This window comes from Nocardioides sp. F233 (assembly GCF_057813895.1).
This window is the reverse complement of the sequence record NZ_JBVASH010000003.1, coordinates 603739-618820: the sequence shown is the minus strand read 5'-3', so window position 1 is coordinate 618820 and position 15082 is coordinate 603739. Positions and strand designations below refer to the sequence as shown.

At 71.9% G+C, this 15082-nt stretch carries 13 protein-coding genes and 1 riboswitch; of the genes, 4 read left to right on the top strand and 9 right to left on the bottom strand.

Features of this window, described 5'->3' with window-relative positions:
• The first annotated feature begins 93 nt into the window (after positions 1-93).
• Positions 94-255 carry a hypothetical protein gene (locus ACZYRU_RS14295; protein ID WP_488957758.1) on the top strand — a complete coding sequence of 54 codons (162 nt, stop codon included), beginning with the start codon at positions 94-96 and terminating at the stop codon, positions 253-255.
• Between the two features lie 38 nt (positions 256-293).
• On the opposite strand, the gene ACZYRU_RS14290 is transcribed toward ACZYRU_RS14295, so the two are convergent.
• The 3 genes from ACZYRU_RS14290 to ACZYRU_RS14280 all read right to left on the bottom strand — a co-directional run bounded on the left by ACZYRU_RS14290 (position 294) and on the right by ACZYRU_RS14280 (position 3071).
• On the bottom strand, positions 294-1694 hold the full coding sequence (locus ACZYRU_RS14290) for a hypothetical protein (RefSeq protein ID WP_488957757.1): 1401 nt from the start codon (positions 1692-1694) through the stop codon (positions 294-296).
• Between the two features lie 260 nt (positions 1695-1954).
• The gene (locus ACZYRU_RS14285) at positions 1955-2176 is read right to left on the bottom strand and encodes a hypothetical protein (RefSeq protein ID WP_488957756.1); all 222 of its coding nucleotides are present in this window, start codon (positions 2174-2176) and stop codon (positions 1955-1957) included.
• Between the two features lie 13 nt (positions 2177-2189).
• Positions 2190-3071, bottom strand: coding sequence for an oxidoreductase (locus ACZYRU_RS14280; protein ID WP_488957755.1), 882 nt, complete (start codon positions 3069-3071; stop codon positions 2190-2192).
• A 54-nt stretch (positions 3072-3125) separates the two neighbouring features.
• Here ACZYRU_RS14280 and pepN point away from each other — a divergent pair, with 54 nt between their 5' ends.
• From pepN to ACZYRU_RS14265, 3 genes are read left to right on the top strand one after another with little or no spacing between them, the layout of a single operon-like run.
• Positions 3126-5555, top strand: a complete 2430-nt coding sequence (gene pepN / locus ACZYRU_RS14275) for an aminopeptidase N (protein WP_488957754.1) — start codon at positions 3126-3128, stop codon at positions 5553-5555.
• Between the two features lie 5 nt (positions 5556-5560).
• Positions 5561-6373: a formate dehydrogenase accessory sulfurtransferase FdhD gene (locus ACZYRU_RS14270; protein ID WP_488957753.1), complete on the top strand. Its 813-nt coding sequence runs from the start codon at positions 5561-5563 to the stop codon at positions 6371-6373.
• A 60-nt stretch (positions 6374-6433) separates the two neighbouring features.
• The gene (locus ACZYRU_RS14265) at positions 6434-7840 is read left to right on the top strand and encodes a DNA recombination protein RmuC (protein ID WP_488957752.1); all 1407 of its coding nucleotides are present in this window, start codon (positions 6434-6436) and stop codon (positions 7838-7840) included.
• A 9-nt stretch (positions 7841-7849) separates the two neighbouring features.
• Here ACZYRU_RS14265 and ACZYRU_RS14260 read toward each other — a convergent pair whose 3' ends face one another.
• The 6 genes from ACZYRU_RS14260 to ftsR all read right to left on the bottom strand — a co-directional run bounded on the left by ACZYRU_RS14260 (position 7850) and on the right by ftsR (position 15082).
• Positions 7850-8692: a thioesterase family protein gene (locus tag ACZYRU_RS14260; RefSeq protein WP_488957751.1), complete on the bottom strand. Its 843-nt coding sequence runs from the start codon at positions 8690-8692 to the stop codon at positions 7850-7852.
• A gap of 22 nt (positions 8693-8714) precedes the next feature.
• Positions 8715-10022, bottom strand: a complete 1308-nt coding sequence (locus ACZYRU_RS14255) for a serine hydrolase domain-containing protein (protein WP_488957750.1) — start codon at positions 10020-10022, stop codon at positions 8715-8717.
• A gap of 7 nt (positions 10023-10029) precedes the next feature.
• The gene (gcvP, locus tag ACZYRU_RS14250) at positions 10030-12852 is read right to left on the bottom strand and encodes an aminomethyl-transferring glycine dehydrogenase (protein WP_488957749.1); all 2823 of its coding nucleotides are present in this window, start codon (positions 12850-12852) and stop codon (positions 10030-10032) included.
• 85 nt (positions 12853-12937) lie between these two features.
• A riboswitch (glycine riboswitch) is annotated at positions 12938-13028 on the bottom strand.
• A gap of 58 nt (positions 13029-13086) precedes the next feature.
• On the bottom strand, positions 13087-13737 hold the full coding sequence (locus ACZYRU_RS14245; protein ID WP_488957748.1) for a MerR family transcriptional regulator: 651 nt from the start codon (positions 13735-13737) through the stop codon (positions 13087-13089).
• Positions 13738-13838: 101 nt separating this feature from the next.
• A complete protein-coding gene (locus tag ACZYRU_RS14240; RefSeq protein ID WP_179726065.1) occupies positions 13839-14309 on the bottom strand; it encodes a bifunctional nuclease family protein in 471 nt (156 codons plus the stop codon).
• A gap of 41 nt (positions 14310-14350) precedes the next feature.
• The gene (ftsR, locus tag ACZYRU_RS14235; protein ID WP_488957747.1) at positions 14351-15082 is read right to left on the bottom strand and encodes a transcriptional regulator FtsR; all 732 of its coding nucleotides are present in this window, start codon (positions 15080-15082) and stop codon (positions 14351-14353) included.

Below are 15082 nucleotides of genomic sequence, written 5' to 3'. Positions count from 1 at the left end.
GTGGACCGACCGAAGCGCGCGGTCCGGAAATGGAACTGGATGCGGGGCGAGTCGTGGGGTGACGGCACGCTGGTGCTTCCCCAGGAGAGCAGAGTGACGGTGACCCTGGACCAGTCCAGGGATGCCGCCGGCAGCCCGTGGACGACCATTCGCGTCAACCACGAGGACTTGCCTGTCGAGTGGCTGGAGGACATGGAGACCTGGTGGGCCTACCAGCTCTCCATCGCAGACCACGCTGGGTTCGGCACCAGGTAGCCGCTGCCTCTCGAGACGCCTCGGTGGGCGTGTCCGGGTCAGGCGGCGTAGTGGTCGGCGAGGACGATCGCCTGCTGTGCGTGCAGCTGGTACTCGGCTCGAGTGATCGTGGTGGTGCCGGTGCTGGTCACCAGTCGGTAGAGGCCGTGGGGTGTGCCCCAGACCCACTTGTCGGGGCCGAGCTGCAGCACCGTGTAGCCACGCACGTGTGTCTTGGCCCGATGATGATGCCGGGTGAGTGGGGTGTCGTTGTGGTCGCCGGTCTGGCCGGGTGGACCGTGCCTGTCGTACGGCGTCGTGTGGTCGTGATCCGGCGCCCGGCCGCTTCTCCTGAAGATGCCGGTGGCGTGGGGGAACACGTCCCCGATCGTCCTGAGCTCGGTGCGGCGCTTCACGTCGGTGGGGTGCTCGTAGCCGTTGACCGACCTGCCGGCGTGGAGGTCGATCACCGGGGAGACCGTGACGTTGGCATGGCGGCGGAGGAGGCCGCGGACCTGGTCGAGCAACCGCGGGCCAAGGCCTTCGACCCGGGCCAGCGGGCCGAGGCTGCCGTCGGCCTGCTGGGCGACGTGGACGACGATCTCGGCGGCCGATGCGGCCGGGGCGCTACTGGACTCGGGGTCGGCCTCGACGCCGTGCAGGAACGCGAGCACCGCAGCAGGGTCCGCCAGCATCGCGAACGCCTCGGCGCGCCAATGGTCCATGCCCAGCGGCTCTGCGCCGTCGGGAACGTCGGCATGCTCGGCGAGCGCGGTGGCGAGGTCCTCGACCATCCGAGCATGCTCGGCGGCGTCGGCCTCGTCGATCCGCGCGAACACGACTCCGATACCGGCGGTGTTGTCGGTGTCGTCGACCTGCGAGCCGGGGCGGGGTTGGGGGTACCAGACACCCTTGCCCTTGCGGTTGTCGCTGATCCGCTCGGCGTGGGCGACCGGGTCGGCCTCGATCACCTTGGCTTCCGCGATCGCGAGGATCCGCGAGGGTGCTTCGTCGAGGGCGGCGGCGACCGCAGCGTCGACGATCCGGACCTGGTGGCGGTCGAGCTTGCGCGACATCCGGGCGACCTTCCGCACCACCCAGACCTCGCAGCGTCCGTCCTTCACGCCGGCCCACACGGCAGGGAGCCGGTGGCGCAGGTCGAACGCATCCGCCAGCGCGCTGCGGGTCGCCAGGACGTTCTCGTGGCGGGCGATCGCAATCTCGACCAGCGCGAGGTCGACCACTTCGGGTGTGCCGTCGCCGCCGAGGCTGATCAGCTTCGGACCACCGAACCTCACGGGCACGGCGTCGGGCTCGGCCTGCGGGTCACTGGAGTGGAGGTCGGCCCAGGCGAGCAGCAACTCGAGCTTGCGGACCTCGAGGAGCCGGCCTTCCCGGACACTGCCCTCGGAAGCGTGGAGCAGCTGCTCCGGTGTGGCTTCCGAGAGGTCCGAGATCATGGTCTGATTCTATCGCACACATGTTCGAACGGCCAGTGTTGACGGAGGACTTTCGCCTTGTTCCTAGCGGTTTTTCGAGGTTGTTGCGGTGGTCTCGTGACGGTCGCTGCGCGACCTCCTCGACATCCGGGGAGGCGGGCCGACCGCGGAACCCAGCCCCTACGCACCCTCCTCGTCGCTGCGCCTTTCAAAGGTCTGTGCCGGCTACGCGACCGCAGCCCACCGACATCCAGGTGGAGGACCGCCGGGTTCGAGGCTCGTCACTGGCTCTGCTCGCACTGCGACCAGCCGTCGTCGCCGAGACCCGGGGCATCGGCGTTGCGGCCGCTGGGCAGGGCGACGGTGAACCAGTTCCCGGCCACGACATGCTCGACGAGCTCGCGCACCGTGACGCCGACCGGTGTCGGGAGGTCCCATGACCCGGCCGGCAGGAGCCGTACGACGCGGGCGAGCTCAGCGGAGGCTGCCTCGATCAGCTCCACCGTGTCGCCTCGATCAGAGCCCGGTGAGCGCGAGCGACCGGTCCCACAACGCCCGCGCGAGCACTTCGTCGTCCGCCTTGCGCGACATCCGGGCGGGCGCGGGCCAGCCCCACAGCTCGGTGCGGCCGTGCGGGCCGATGTAGGTGCCGCCGTCGACGGGCATGGTGGCGGCGTAGACGGTGCACAGGGCGCCGCGCCAGGCGGGCATGCCGACGAGCTGCTGGCCGTAGTGACCGATGGCGGTGACGACCGGGTGGCCGGATCCGCTGGTGATCGCGGTGGCGGAGGCGCCCGGGTGGGCGGCGACGGCGCGCAGGTGGGAGCCCTGGCTGCGCAGGCGACGGTCCAGCTCGCGCATGAAGAGCAGGTCGGCGAGCTTGGAGTCGCCGTACGCCTGGAAGGGTCGGTAGGGGCGGCGTTGCCAGCCCAGGTCGTCGAGGTCGATCTGGCCGGAGCGGTGCTCGCGGGAGCTGATCACGACGACGCGGTCGGTGAGCACGGGGAGCAGGAGCTGCGTCAGCAGGAAGTGCCCGAGGTAGTTGGTCGCGAAGTGCATCTCGACGCCCTCGGCCGTCACCGAGTGGGGTACGCCGAGCACGCCGGCGTTGTTGACGAGGACGTCGACCGGCCGGCCGTCGGCCTCCAGGCCCTTCGCGAACAGCCGGACCGAGTCCAGTGAGCTCACGTCGACCTGGCGCACCTCGACCCGGCCCTTGTCGTGACCGGGCACGGTCCGGGCGGCGGCGGAGGCCTTCTCGACGCTGCGGCAGGCCATCACGATCTCGGCGCCGCGGGACCCGAGGATCCGCGCGGTCTCAAGGCCGAGGCCGCCGTTCGAACCGGTGATGACGTACCGCCGGCCCTGCTGGGGCGGCACCTGGGTCCACGGACGCATGGCCCGAACCCTCCCACATCCACCCCGCACCCGGTTGAGTTCTAGGCTGGCGGGATGAGCCTCACCCGCGCCGAAGCCGAGCACCGCGCGAGCGTGCTCACCGTGTCGTCGTACGACGTCGAGCTGGACCTGTCGCTGAGCGAGGAGACCTTCCGCTCGGTGACCACGATCCGGTTCCGCAGCGTGCGGGCGGAGACGTTCGTCGACGTGAAGCCGCGGGCGCTGCACGCGGTCCGGCTCGACGGCCAGCCCCTCGACGTCGAGGAGCTGGCCGACGGCAGGCTCGGCCTCGACCTCGCGGCCGGCGAGCATGAGCTCGTCGTCGAGGCGACGATGGCCTTCCGCAACGACGGCGAGGGGCTGCACCGCTCGGTCGACCCGGTCGACGGCAAGGCCTACGTCTACGGGATGTCCTTCATGGACGCGGCACCGTCGGTGTTCGCATGCTTCGACCAGCCCGACCTCAAGGCGCCGTACTCCATGCGGGTCACCGCGCCTGCCGACTGGCTGGTCGTCGGCAACGCCCCGGCCACCGAGACGGGGGGCGACAGCACCACGAAGCAGTGGGCGCTCGGGCCGACGGAGCCGCTGGCGACGTACTTCGTCACTGTCGTGGCCGGCCCCTACCACCTGATCCGCGACGAGCACGACGGCATCCCGCTCGGCCTGAGCTCGCGGCAGAGCCTCGCCGCGACGCTCGACCGCGAGGCCGACGAGCTGCTGACGCTGACCCGGCAGTCGTTCGACGAGCTGCACCGGCTGTTCGGCATCCGGTACCCGTTCGGCGACTACCACCAGGCGTTCGTGCCCGAGTTCAACGCCGGTGCGATGGAGAACCCCGGCTGCGTCACGCTGCGCGACCCGCTGCTGTTCGAAGGCGCGAGCACCCGGGCCGATCGCAGCTTCCGGGCCAACATCATCGCCCACGAGATGGCCCACCAGTGGTTCGGCAACATCGTCACGCCGCAGTGGTGGGACGACCTGTGGCTCAACGAGTCCTTCGCCGAGTACATGGGCCTGCGCGTCATCACCGACGCCACGGAGTACGCCGACGGACCGCTCCACGACTCGTACGCCCGTCGCACGTGGGGCATCACCGCGGACCAGCGCCCGACGACGCACCCCGTCGCCGGAAACGCCGCTCCCGATGCCCTCTCGGCGCTGCAGAACTTCGACGGCATCTCCTACGCGCGCGGCTCGAACGTGCTGCGCCAGCTCGCCCGACGGCTCGGTGACGACGCCTTCCTCGGCGGCGTGCGCGAGCACTTCGAGCTGCACCGGTTCGGCAACGCGACGATGCACGACCTGTTCGCGAGCTGGGAGCGGGCGGCCGGCGGCGCCAGTCTCGACGGGTTCATCAAGGACTGGCTGCTCACGCCGGGCGCGGACCGGCTCGACGTCGACCGCGCTGCCGGTGTCGTCCGTCGTACGTCGCCCGCGGCGTACCCTGCCGACCGCCGCCACGACCTCGTCGTCGCCACCCACGGTCCGGACGGCTGGACCCAGCGCCCGTTCGTCGTCGACAGCCCGGCCACCCCGTTCGAGGTCGGTGACGCGCCGACCCTCCTCGACGCCACCGAGACGACCTGGGCGGTCAGCCCGCCCGACGCGCTGACGATGGCGGCGCTGCCGACGCTGGCGCCGGCGATGACCGACCCGCAGTTGCGCGCGACGATGTGGAACAGCGTCCGGCTGGGCATGTTCGAGGGTGCGGTCACCCCAACCCAGGTGGCCGAGCTGCTCGCGACCGCTCCGCCGGTCGAGGACACCTCCGACGGCGCGCGCAACCTGTTGCCGTGGGTGCTGGAGACCGTGCTGCCGCTGGCACCGGCCGGTACGACGGAACGGTTCCACGCCGCGGTACGCCGTGCGGCCGACGCGGCCGACGCCGCCTCCGAGCTGCAGCTGTCGGCCTTCCGGGCGACGGTGCTGTCGGCCTCCGATGCCGGCGAGCTCGAGCGCTGGGTGGCCGGCGAGCACCTGCCCGACGGGATCGCCGCCGACAACGACCTGCGCTGGAAGGCCCGCCGCCGGTTGGCCGAGCTCGGCGCCACCGACCGGGCTTCGCTGGACGCCGCGCTCGAGGCGGAGCGCAGCGGCGCGACGACCGTGCACCACGCGCGCGCAGTCTCCTCGTTGCCGACCGTCGAGGCCAAGGAGTTCGCCTGGGCGCGGGCGACCGGCGAGGTCTCGGTCCCCAACTACGAGGTCAAGGCGGCCGGCAACGGCCTGTGGCAGGCCGGCCAGCGCGACATCACCGCCGCGTTCGCGACCGCCTACTTCGAGCAGCTGCCCGCGATCATCGCCGCCCACCAGGGCTGGGTGCAGGGCGACGTCGTCGACGCCTACTTCCCCATCACCCACCTCGACGACGCCACCGAGGCCGCGGCTGTCGCAGCACTCGAGCAGGACCTGCCGGGCGCCGTACGACGCCGGCTGACCGACCGGCTCGACGAGCTCCGCCGGCGGCGGGCCGTGCTGTGACCGGTGTGAAGGCACGGCGCCCGGGGCCGACCACGCGGCTGCGGGTCGAGGAGCACCGCGGCGACGACGTACGCCGGCCGGAGGACCGGGTGCTCACCGAGGAGCCGCTCGAGATCCGGCTGGCCTGGCCGGGCGCTCCGGCGCGACGGGTGTGGACGACGTTGCGCACCCCGGGCAACGATTTCGAGCTGGCTGCGGGCTGGGTGCACCACGAGGGCCTCGGCCGCCCGGCCGGTGTCGCCTACTGCACCGACGTCGAGCTCCGGCCCGAGCAGGAGTTCAACGTCGTCACCGTCACCCTCGACGAGGTGCCGTCGCGCGTACCGAGCCAGCTCGACGCGCTGAGCGCCGGGTCGGCGGCGTGCGGGGTGTGCGGCACCGACGAGGTGGACGAGGTGCTCGCCCGCCGGCCGTCGCTGCCCTGGTCGGGACCACTCCCCTCCCCCGAGCTGGTCCGCCGGCTGCCCGACCTGATGCGGCCGCACCAGCTGCTTTTCGAGCGCACCGGCAGTGCTCACGCGGCCGGGCTCTTCGACGCGGAGGGCACCCTGGTCGCCGTACGCGAGGACGTGGGGCGGCACAACGCCGTCGACAAGGTCGTCGGCTCGCGGATCCTGGCCGGCGCGCCGTCGGCCGAGGCGGTGCTCGTCGTCAGCGGCCGCGCCGGGTTCGAGCTCGTCCAGAAGGCGGTCGCCAGCGGCATCGGCGCGCTCGTCGCGGTCGGTGCCCCGACCGGCCTGTCGGTGCGGCTGGCCGGTGCCGGTGGGCTCGCGCTGTACGGCTGGACCAAGGGCGACCGGACGGTTCGGTACGCCTGATCCGGCCACTTCCGGCGCGCCCCGAGGGGTTCTGTCGGGCCCTCCTGTTTGACTGCACCCATGGCCATCCTCCTCGCTCTCCTCGTCGGTCTCCTGCTCGGTGCAGGGGTCGGCTGGATGGTGCGCCAGTCGCTCGTGCCCGCTGCTCCGGAGGTCGCTCCGGGCGAGGCTCCCGAGGTCGTCGCGGCCCGTCACGAGGCTGAGCTCGCCGAGCTGCGCCACGAGGTCCAGCGGGTCCAGCTCCAAGGCGAGTCGCACACCGCCGAGGCCCGCGCCGAGGAGGCCGCCGCCCGTGCTGCGGTGCAGGCCGAGCTGACCGGGGCCCTGGCCACGGTCGACGAGCTGCGCGACGCCGTCGACGACGCCCGCGCCCGCTACCGCGCCCTGGTCGAGCAGCAGCGCCAGGCCCAGCAGGAGCGTGAGCGCGGCGAGTCCGGCCAGACCCAGGTCCTCAAGACGCTGACTCCCGTCGTCGAGCACCTCCGCTCGATGCAGCAGAAGGTCGACGAGCTCGAGAAGGCCCGGGTGCGCCAGCACACCGAGCTCGCCACCCAGATCCAGCACACCCAGCGCTCGGTCGAGGACTCCCGCAAGGCCGCCGACACGCTGGCCTCGGTCCTCAAGAACAACGCCGTCCGCGGCGCCTGGGGCGAGACCCAGCTGCGCACCCTGGTCGAGACCGCCGGCCTGCTCAACCGGGTCGACTTCGAGCTCCAGCACTCCGTCGAGGCCGACTCCGGTGCCCGCCGTCCCGACATGGTGATCAACCTGCCCGGCGGCAAGCAGATGGCGATCGACGCCAAGGTCCCCTACAACGCGTTCATGGACGCCCAGCGGGAGGGTCTCGAGCCCGAGGTGCGGCAGCGCCTCCTCGAGGACCACGCCCGCAAGGTCCGTGGCCACGTCGACACCCTCGCCCAGAAGGGGTACTGGACGGGCCTGGCGATCAGCCCGGAGTTCACCGTCGCGTTCATCCCCAACGAGCAGCTCCTCAACGCTGCCCTTGAGGTCGACCCCTCGCTGATGGAGCACGCCTTCAAGCAGGGCATCGTCCTCGCCACCCCCACGAACCTGTGGGGCCTGCTCAAGACCGTCGCCTTCACCTGGAAGCAGGAGGCGCTCACCGAGGACGCCCAGGTCCTCTTCGAGCTCGGCCAGGTCCTCTACCGCCGCATCCTCAAGCTCTCCGAGCACGTCGACAAGCTCGGCCGCTCGATCCAGCGCAGCGTGAAGGACTACAACACCTTCACCGGCTCCCTCGAGCGCTCCGTCCTCCCCGCGGCCCGCAAGCTCAACGCCGCCGACCCGGTCGCCACGATCCCCGCGCCCACCGAGATCGAGGAGACCCCCAAGGCGCTCACCTCGAGCGAGTTCTCCGCGCTGGCCGACCTCGACCGCGAGGAGCTCACCTTCGACTTCGACCTCGCGGTCGACGCCGAGATCGTGGACGACACCAAAGCAGGCTGACCGGACGCCTCAGACGGCGCCGCGCGACTCCACCCCACCGGACAGGTCGACCGTGCGGCGGGTGTTGGCGAGTGAGGTGACGGTGGCGGTCCCGATCACCCCGGTGGAGTCGAAGACCTCGGCCGTGCCGACGGCGATGCCGTCCGACGAGACGTGGTCGGCGGCACGCAGCCCGAGTCGGACGCTGTCGGGCCGGCGGCACAGGGCCAGGTCGATGTCGGTGTTGATGTGCTCGACGCCGCGGCTGCCCCAGTTCGTGACCATGCTGGTGGCGTCCGCGATCGAGGCCACGGCCTGGAACGGGGTGCACTCCTCGCCGTACACGATCGGGACGGCGGTCTGCCAGGTCTGGTGACGCCCACCGTTCTGGTGGTCGCCGAAGTTGTCGGACCACGGCGCGGCACTGGCGAACCACGGGACGTGGTGCTCGCCGGGCGTGGGCAGCAGGTCCGCGGCCGGTGGGGTGGGCCGCTCCCCCGGTGCGGCCCAGACCTCGCCTGCGGCGTTCGTGGACGGAGCGAGGAAGGTGGCACCGGCGCGGGCGACGACCTCGCCCTCCTGCTCGACGGTGGCGTCCAGCAGCACCAGGCGCGGGCCCTCGCGGACGATCCGGGCAGACGCCGTAGTGGTGATCATCCGGGCCGGGCGGAACAGGTCGACGTGGTACCGCGCGGGCACCAGGTCGGTGCGGCCGGCCTCGGTGACGGCGTGCTCGAGCGCGCGGGCGAGCAGGCCGCTGACCGCGACGCCGTGCATCTGGTCGTCGCGCCACAGGCTCTGCGCGAGCGGCAGCGGGTCGAAGCCGGCGGCGGACTGCTGGAACCAGGCGAACTGGAACGTGTTCTCGTTCACGGGAGCATCATGCCCCCTCGGGTCACGCCTGCGGAGCAGGACCCCCGGGGATCGGTGCCTGCGGGTCGTACGGCGAGCGGGTCCAGACGAAGGTCGCACACTCCAGGTGCCCGACCGTGCCGTCCGCCCGCCGCCGCAGGTGGAGCGTCTCGCCGCGGTGGTAGCCCTCGATGCCGAGGAAGCCCTCGCCCTCGGGACGGAAGCGCTCCTCGAGCTCGCCGGTGCGCAGGTCGTGGACCTGGAGCTCACCGTCGCGCCACTCGATGCCGAAGCCGGTGTTGCCCCAGAACCAGACGCCCAGCACCTCGCCCACGCGGTCCGGCACCGGCCGGAGGGACGGACGCCACGGCGTCACCGTCGGCGCCGGAGCGCCAGGATAGGGCGCGAGGAAGCGCGCCGGGACCCGCTCGGCGCGCAGCCCCGTGGTGGCGTCGGTGAGGGCGACCACGGCGTCGCGGGTCGACCGGTCGACGAAGAGCGAGGCCATGAATCCCGGCATCGAGCCGGTGTGGCCGACGAGGGTGCGGCCGTCGACGCAGAGCACCCGCAGCCCGAGGCCGTACGCCTCGGCGGGCGTGGCCCGCTCGGCCATCTCGGTGAGGGTGTCGGCGCCGAGCACGTCGGGGTGTCCGGTGGCGAGGAAGTCCGCCCACCTCAGCAGGTCAGCAGTGGTGCTCCACAGCTGCCCGGCCGGTGCCATCGCGCGGGTGTCCGAGTGCGGCTCGGCCCAGAGCGTGTGGGCGAAGTGGTCGACGCTGCGGCCCGGCGCGTGGTCGGCCGGTGGGTGGTACGACGTCGCGCCCATCCCGAGCGGGGCGAGCAGCCGCGCCTGCACGACATCCCACCAGGACCCGCCGCGCAGCCGGGCGACGACCTCGCCGAGCAGCGCGAAGCCGAGGTTGGAGTAGTGGTAGGACTCCCCCGCCGCTGCGACCCGGCCGGAGCCGTCGTTGGCGGCGAGCAGCTCGTCGACGGTGCCGCCGTCGACCCGCTCCCACCAGGCACCCGCCGGCTCGCTCTGCAGGCCCGCGGTGTGGGCGAGCAGGCCACGCACGGTGGCTGACGCATAGCCGGCCTCCGGCACGAACCGCCCGATCGGGTCGTCGAGGGCCAGCAGTCCCTCGTCGCGCAGCTGCATCACCAGCACGGCCGTCAGGGTCTTGGTGATCGACCCGATCCGGTACGACGACGCGCTGGTCACCTCCTGGTCCGGCAGCACGCTCACGCAGCCCTGCCAGACCGGCATGCCTCCGCGGGCGACTGCCGCCGAGACCGACGGCAGCCGACCCGCGGCCTGCAGCGACGCGAGCGCGTCGTCGTACGACCTCACCGAGGGGTCACTCGGCGTAGGCGTCCATCGGCGGGCAGGCGCACACGAGGTTGCGGTCGCCGTACGCCTGGTCGATGCGGGCCACCGGCGGCCAGTACTTGTCGGGCGAGATGCCGGCCGGGAAGACGGCGACCTCGCGGGAGTAGGAGCGGTCCCACTCGCCGACGAGCGTCCGGGCGGTGTGCGGGGCGTGGTGCAGCGGCGACGCGTCGACGGCCCACTCGCCGGCGGCGACGCGGTCGATCTCTCCCTTGATGGCGATCATCGCGTCGCAGAACCGGTCCAGCTCGGCCAGGTCCTCGGACTCGGTCGGCTCGACCATGAGCGTGCCGGCGACCGGGAACGACATGGTCGGGGCGTGGAAGCCGTAGTCGATGAGCCGCTTGGCGACGTCGTCGACCGAGACACCCGTCTCCGCGGTGATCGGACGCAGGTCGAGGATGCACTCGTGGGCGACCAGCCCGGACTCGCCGCGGTAGAGCACCGGGAAGTGCTCGCCCAGGCGCGCCGCGACGTAGTTGGCCGAGAGCACCGCGATCGCAGTGGCGCGGGTCAGGCCCTCGCCGCCCATCATCCGGATGTAGGCCCACGAGATCGGCAGGATGCCGGCGGAGCCGAACGGCGCCGCGCTGATCGCGCCGGTGCCCTCACGCCGCTCGGCGTCGGGGTGGAGCGGGTGCGTGGGCAGGTACGGCGCCAGGTGGGCGCGCACCGCGACCGGGCCGACGCCCGGACCGCCGCCGCCGTGCGGGATGCAGAACGTCTTGTGCAGGTTGAGGTGCGAGACGTCGCCGCCGAACTTGCCGGGCGCGGCGTAGCCGAGCAGCGCGTTGAAGTTCGCGCCGTCGATGTAGACCTGACCGCCGTGCTCGTGCACCAGGTCGCACAGCTCGGTGATGGTCTCCTCGTAGACGCCGTGCGTCGACGGGTAGGTGACCATGATCGCGGCGAGGGTCTCGGAGTGCTGCTCGCACTTGGCCCGCAGGTCGGCGAGGTCGACGGTGCCGTCCTCATTGGCCTTGACCACGACGACCTTCATGCCGGCCATCACGGCCGAGGCCGGGTTGGTGCCGTGCGCGGAGGACGGGATCAGGCAGACGTCGCGCTGACCCTGGCCGTTGGCCCGGTGGTAGTTGCGGATCGCCAGCATGCCGGCGTACTCGCCCTGGGCACCCGCGTTGGGCTGGATGGAGACCCGGTCGTAGCCGGTGACCTCGGCGAGCCAGCCCTCGAGCTGGTCGATCAGCTGGCGGTAGCCGTCGGCGTCGGCCGCCGGCACGAACGGGTGCAGGTTGGCGAAGCCGGCCAGCGAGATGGGCTCCATCTCGGTGGTCGCGTTGAGCTTCATCGTGCACGAGCCGAGCGGGATCATGCCGCGGTCGAGCGCGTAGTCGCGGTTCGAGAGCCGCGCGAGGTAGCGCAGCATCGAGGTCTCGTTGTGGTGGGTGTTGAACACCGGGTGGGTGAGGAACTCGGTGGTGCGCTCGAGGTCCTCGGGCAGCCCGGCGTCGCCCTCGGCCGACACCTCGCTCACGCCGAAGGCACCGAGGAAGCCGACCAGCGTCGCCTCGCGGGCGGTCTCACCGAAGGAGATGCCGACGGTGTCGGCGTCGACGAGGCGCAGGTGGATCGACGCCTCGCGGGCAGCGGCGACCACGGCCTCCGCGCGGCCGGGAACCCGGACGTTGAGGGTGTCGAAGAAGGTGTCGTTGACGACCTCGATGCCGGCCGCCTCGAAGGACGCGGCAGCGCGACGGGCCAGGCCGTGGATGTCACCGGCGATCGCCCGCAGCCCGTCGGGACCGTGGTAGACGGCGTACATGCCGGCGGTCACGGCGAGCAGCACCTGCGCGGTGCAGATGTTCGACGTCGCCTTGTCGCGACGGATGTGCTGCTCGCGGGTCTGCAGTGCGAGGCGGTACGCCAGGTGGCCCTCGGCGTCGACGGAGACGCCGACCAGGCGGCCGGGCAGCTGGCGCTCGAGGCCCTCGCGGACGGCCATGAAGCCGGCGTGCGGGCCGCCGTAGAACAGCGGGACGCCGAAGCGCTGGGCCGAGCCGACGACGACGTCGGCACCGAGGGCGCCGGGCGCCTCGAGCAGGGTCAGCGCGAGCAGGTCGGCGGCGACGACGGCCAGGCCGCCGTGCTCGTGGACGGCGTCGATGACCGGCTTGATGTCGGCCACGCGGCCCGACGCACCGGGGTACTGGATGAGCACGCCGGAGACGGGTCCCTCGGGCAGGCCGTCGGTCAGGTCGGCGACGAGGATCTCGATGCCGAGGCCCTCGCAGCGGGTGGCGACGACGTCGATGGTCTGCGGAAGCGCGTCGGCGTCGATGACGAACGGGCCGGCGGCCTTGCGGTTGGCGCGGTGGGCCAGCGCGACCGCCTCGGCGGCGGCGGTGCCCTCGTCGAGCAGCGAGGAGCCGGCGGTGTGCAGGCCGGCCAGGTCGGCGACCATGGTCTGGAAGTTGATCAGCGCCTCGAGGCGGCCCTGCGAGATCTCCGGCTGGTACGGCGTGTAGGCGGTGTACCAGCTCGGGTCCTCGAGCACGTTGCGGCGGATGACCGCCGGGGTGACCGTGGCGTGGTAACCGATGCCGATCATCGACTCGCCCGGCACGTTGGTACCGGCGAGTGCGCGGAGCTCGGCGGCGGCCGTCTCCTCGTCGACACCGGCGGGCAGGCCCAGCGGGTCGGTGGAGCGGATGGACTTCGGGACGGCGGCGTCCATCAGGGCGTCGAGAGATGCGTGGCCGAGACGGTCGAGCATGGTCTCGACCTGGGCGTCGTCCGGGCCGATGTGACGGTTGACGAAGGGTGCGCTCATGAGCAGAGGTGCTCCTCGGGTCGGGTCGATGAAATGAATCGAGCCCTCCCCCTCTGTCAGCGCGTCACTGCGCCTTCAGAGTTGCCTGCTCCGCACGGTCCTGGCGCCTGAGAGGTTCCGGGGAGGGATTGCCCCTTCGGCGCAGGCACGGGGCCTGACTCTCCCGTGCAGCATCAACAGCAGGTACAGCCTACAGGTACGACGCCTGTGCGGCTGACCTCGTTCGGTGGGTGCTCAGCCGACGTGGCGGGCAGCGCGGCGCGCGGCCAGCTCGTCGCCGGCGACGGGGCCGGTCTGCTCCGACTCGTTGGCGTGCTCGCTCGGGAGCTCGGCCAGCGTGCCCTCGATCTCGCGCCACACGCCACCGATGGCGATGCCGAAGACGCCCTGGCCGCCCTGCAGCAGGTCGATGACCTCGTCGTTGCTGGTGCACTCGTAGACCGAGGCGCCGTCGCTCATCAGGGTGACCTGGGTGAGGTCGTCGGTGCCGCGCTCGCGCAGGTGGCTGACCGCGGTGCGGATGTTCTGCAGCGAGATGCCGGCGTCGAGGAGCCGCTTGATGATCTTGAGGATCAGGATGTCGCGGAAGCTGTAGAGACGCTGCGAGCCGGAGCCCTTGGCGCCGCGCACGCTCGGCTCGATCAGGCCGGTGCGGGCCCAGTAGTCCAGCTGGCGGTAGGTGATGCCGGCGGCGTTGCACGCGGTCGGCCCGCGGTAGCCGAGGTCGCTGGGCAGCGGCGAGACGTCGTCGGTGAACAGAAGGCCCTGCTCCTGCGCGGCAGCAGTCGCCGCGGTCACGTCCTGACCGACCTTCTCGGGCTGCTGCTCGTTCACGGAACCTCCAGGTCGCGGCGCTTCAGGCAAGGGGGATTGCACTGCTGTCATTTCGACTCCCTCAAGGTACGTCCGGGGTGTCGGGCCGGTCAAAGACGTGGCCGGGCGTGTCGCCGAAAACCCTCAACCTGAGGCTGAGGTTGACAGCTCGTTCAGCCCTCGGCGCCGAAGTCCTCCGGCGAGACGTGGTCGAGGAACTCGCGGAACGCCTCGACCTCGTCCTCCTCCTCGGCGGGCGCGGCGAGCCCGGCCTCGGCGAGGACCTCCTCGGAGCAGTAGATCGTCGTACCGGTGCGCAGGGCGAGGGCGATCGAGTCGGAGGGGCGCGCGCTCACCTCGACGCCGGAGGCGAAGACGAGGGTCGCGTAGAAGACGCCCTCGCGCACATCCGTGATCCGGACCTCGCTCAGCTCGTTGCCGGTCGCGGTGAGCACGTCGCGCATCAGGTCGTGGGTCAGTGGCCGCGGCGGGACGACGCCCTGCTGGGCGAACGCGATCGCGGTGGCCTCGACGGCGCCGATCCAGATCGGCAGGTAGCGGTCACCCGCGACCTCCCGGAGCAGCACGATCGGCTGGTTGGAGGGCATCTCCACCCGGACACCCATCACGTCGACCTCGCGCATGCGTCCAGCCTACTGCGTCGCGTCGAGCCGCTCAGGAGGGCTCAGATGCGACGCAGGCCGGCCTTGACCAGGGTCGCGTGGAGGCGCACCGAGAGCGCGGCGATCTCGCTGACCGCCTCCTCCGCGCGAGCGCTCGCACCGGCGTCGCGGCCCTTGCGCGGTGTGACGACCTGCTGGATGAGCCCGACCTCGCGGTCGGCCGCGGTGCGGAAGGCGCGCAGGTGGCGCGGCTCGATGCCGTAGTCGGCCAGCTCGCGTGCGGTCTGCGCGATCACCAGGGCGTCGGTGTCGTAGTGCCCGGTCGCCGAGGAGCTGATGAGAGCGAACGACTCGAGCTGTCCGAGGAGGTCCTCGTCGATCCCTGCCACCTTGATGAGCTCCTTGCGCGAGAGCCGCAACCGGTCGGTACGGCGGAACGACTCGGGCGCGGGCAGTCCGTCGGCACCGAGCGCGACGGTCGGCACGGTCGGGACGACGGGCTCCGGCTCGGGCGGGGCCAGTCCGCGGTCGATGGCGTCGAGGTGCTCGCCGATGACCTTGAGCGGCAGGTAGTGGTCGCGCTGCATCCGCAGGATGTAGCGCAGCCGCTCGATGTCGGCCTCGGAGAACTTGCGGTAGCCGGACGGCGTGCGCTCCGGCTTCACCAGCCCCTCCGACTCCAGGAACCGGATCTTGGGGATGCTGATGTCCTCGAAGTCGGCCCGCAGCCGGTCGAGCACCTGGCCGATGTTGAGCCGTGGCTCCCGCTCGCCCCGAGCGACGGCAGCGGTCAT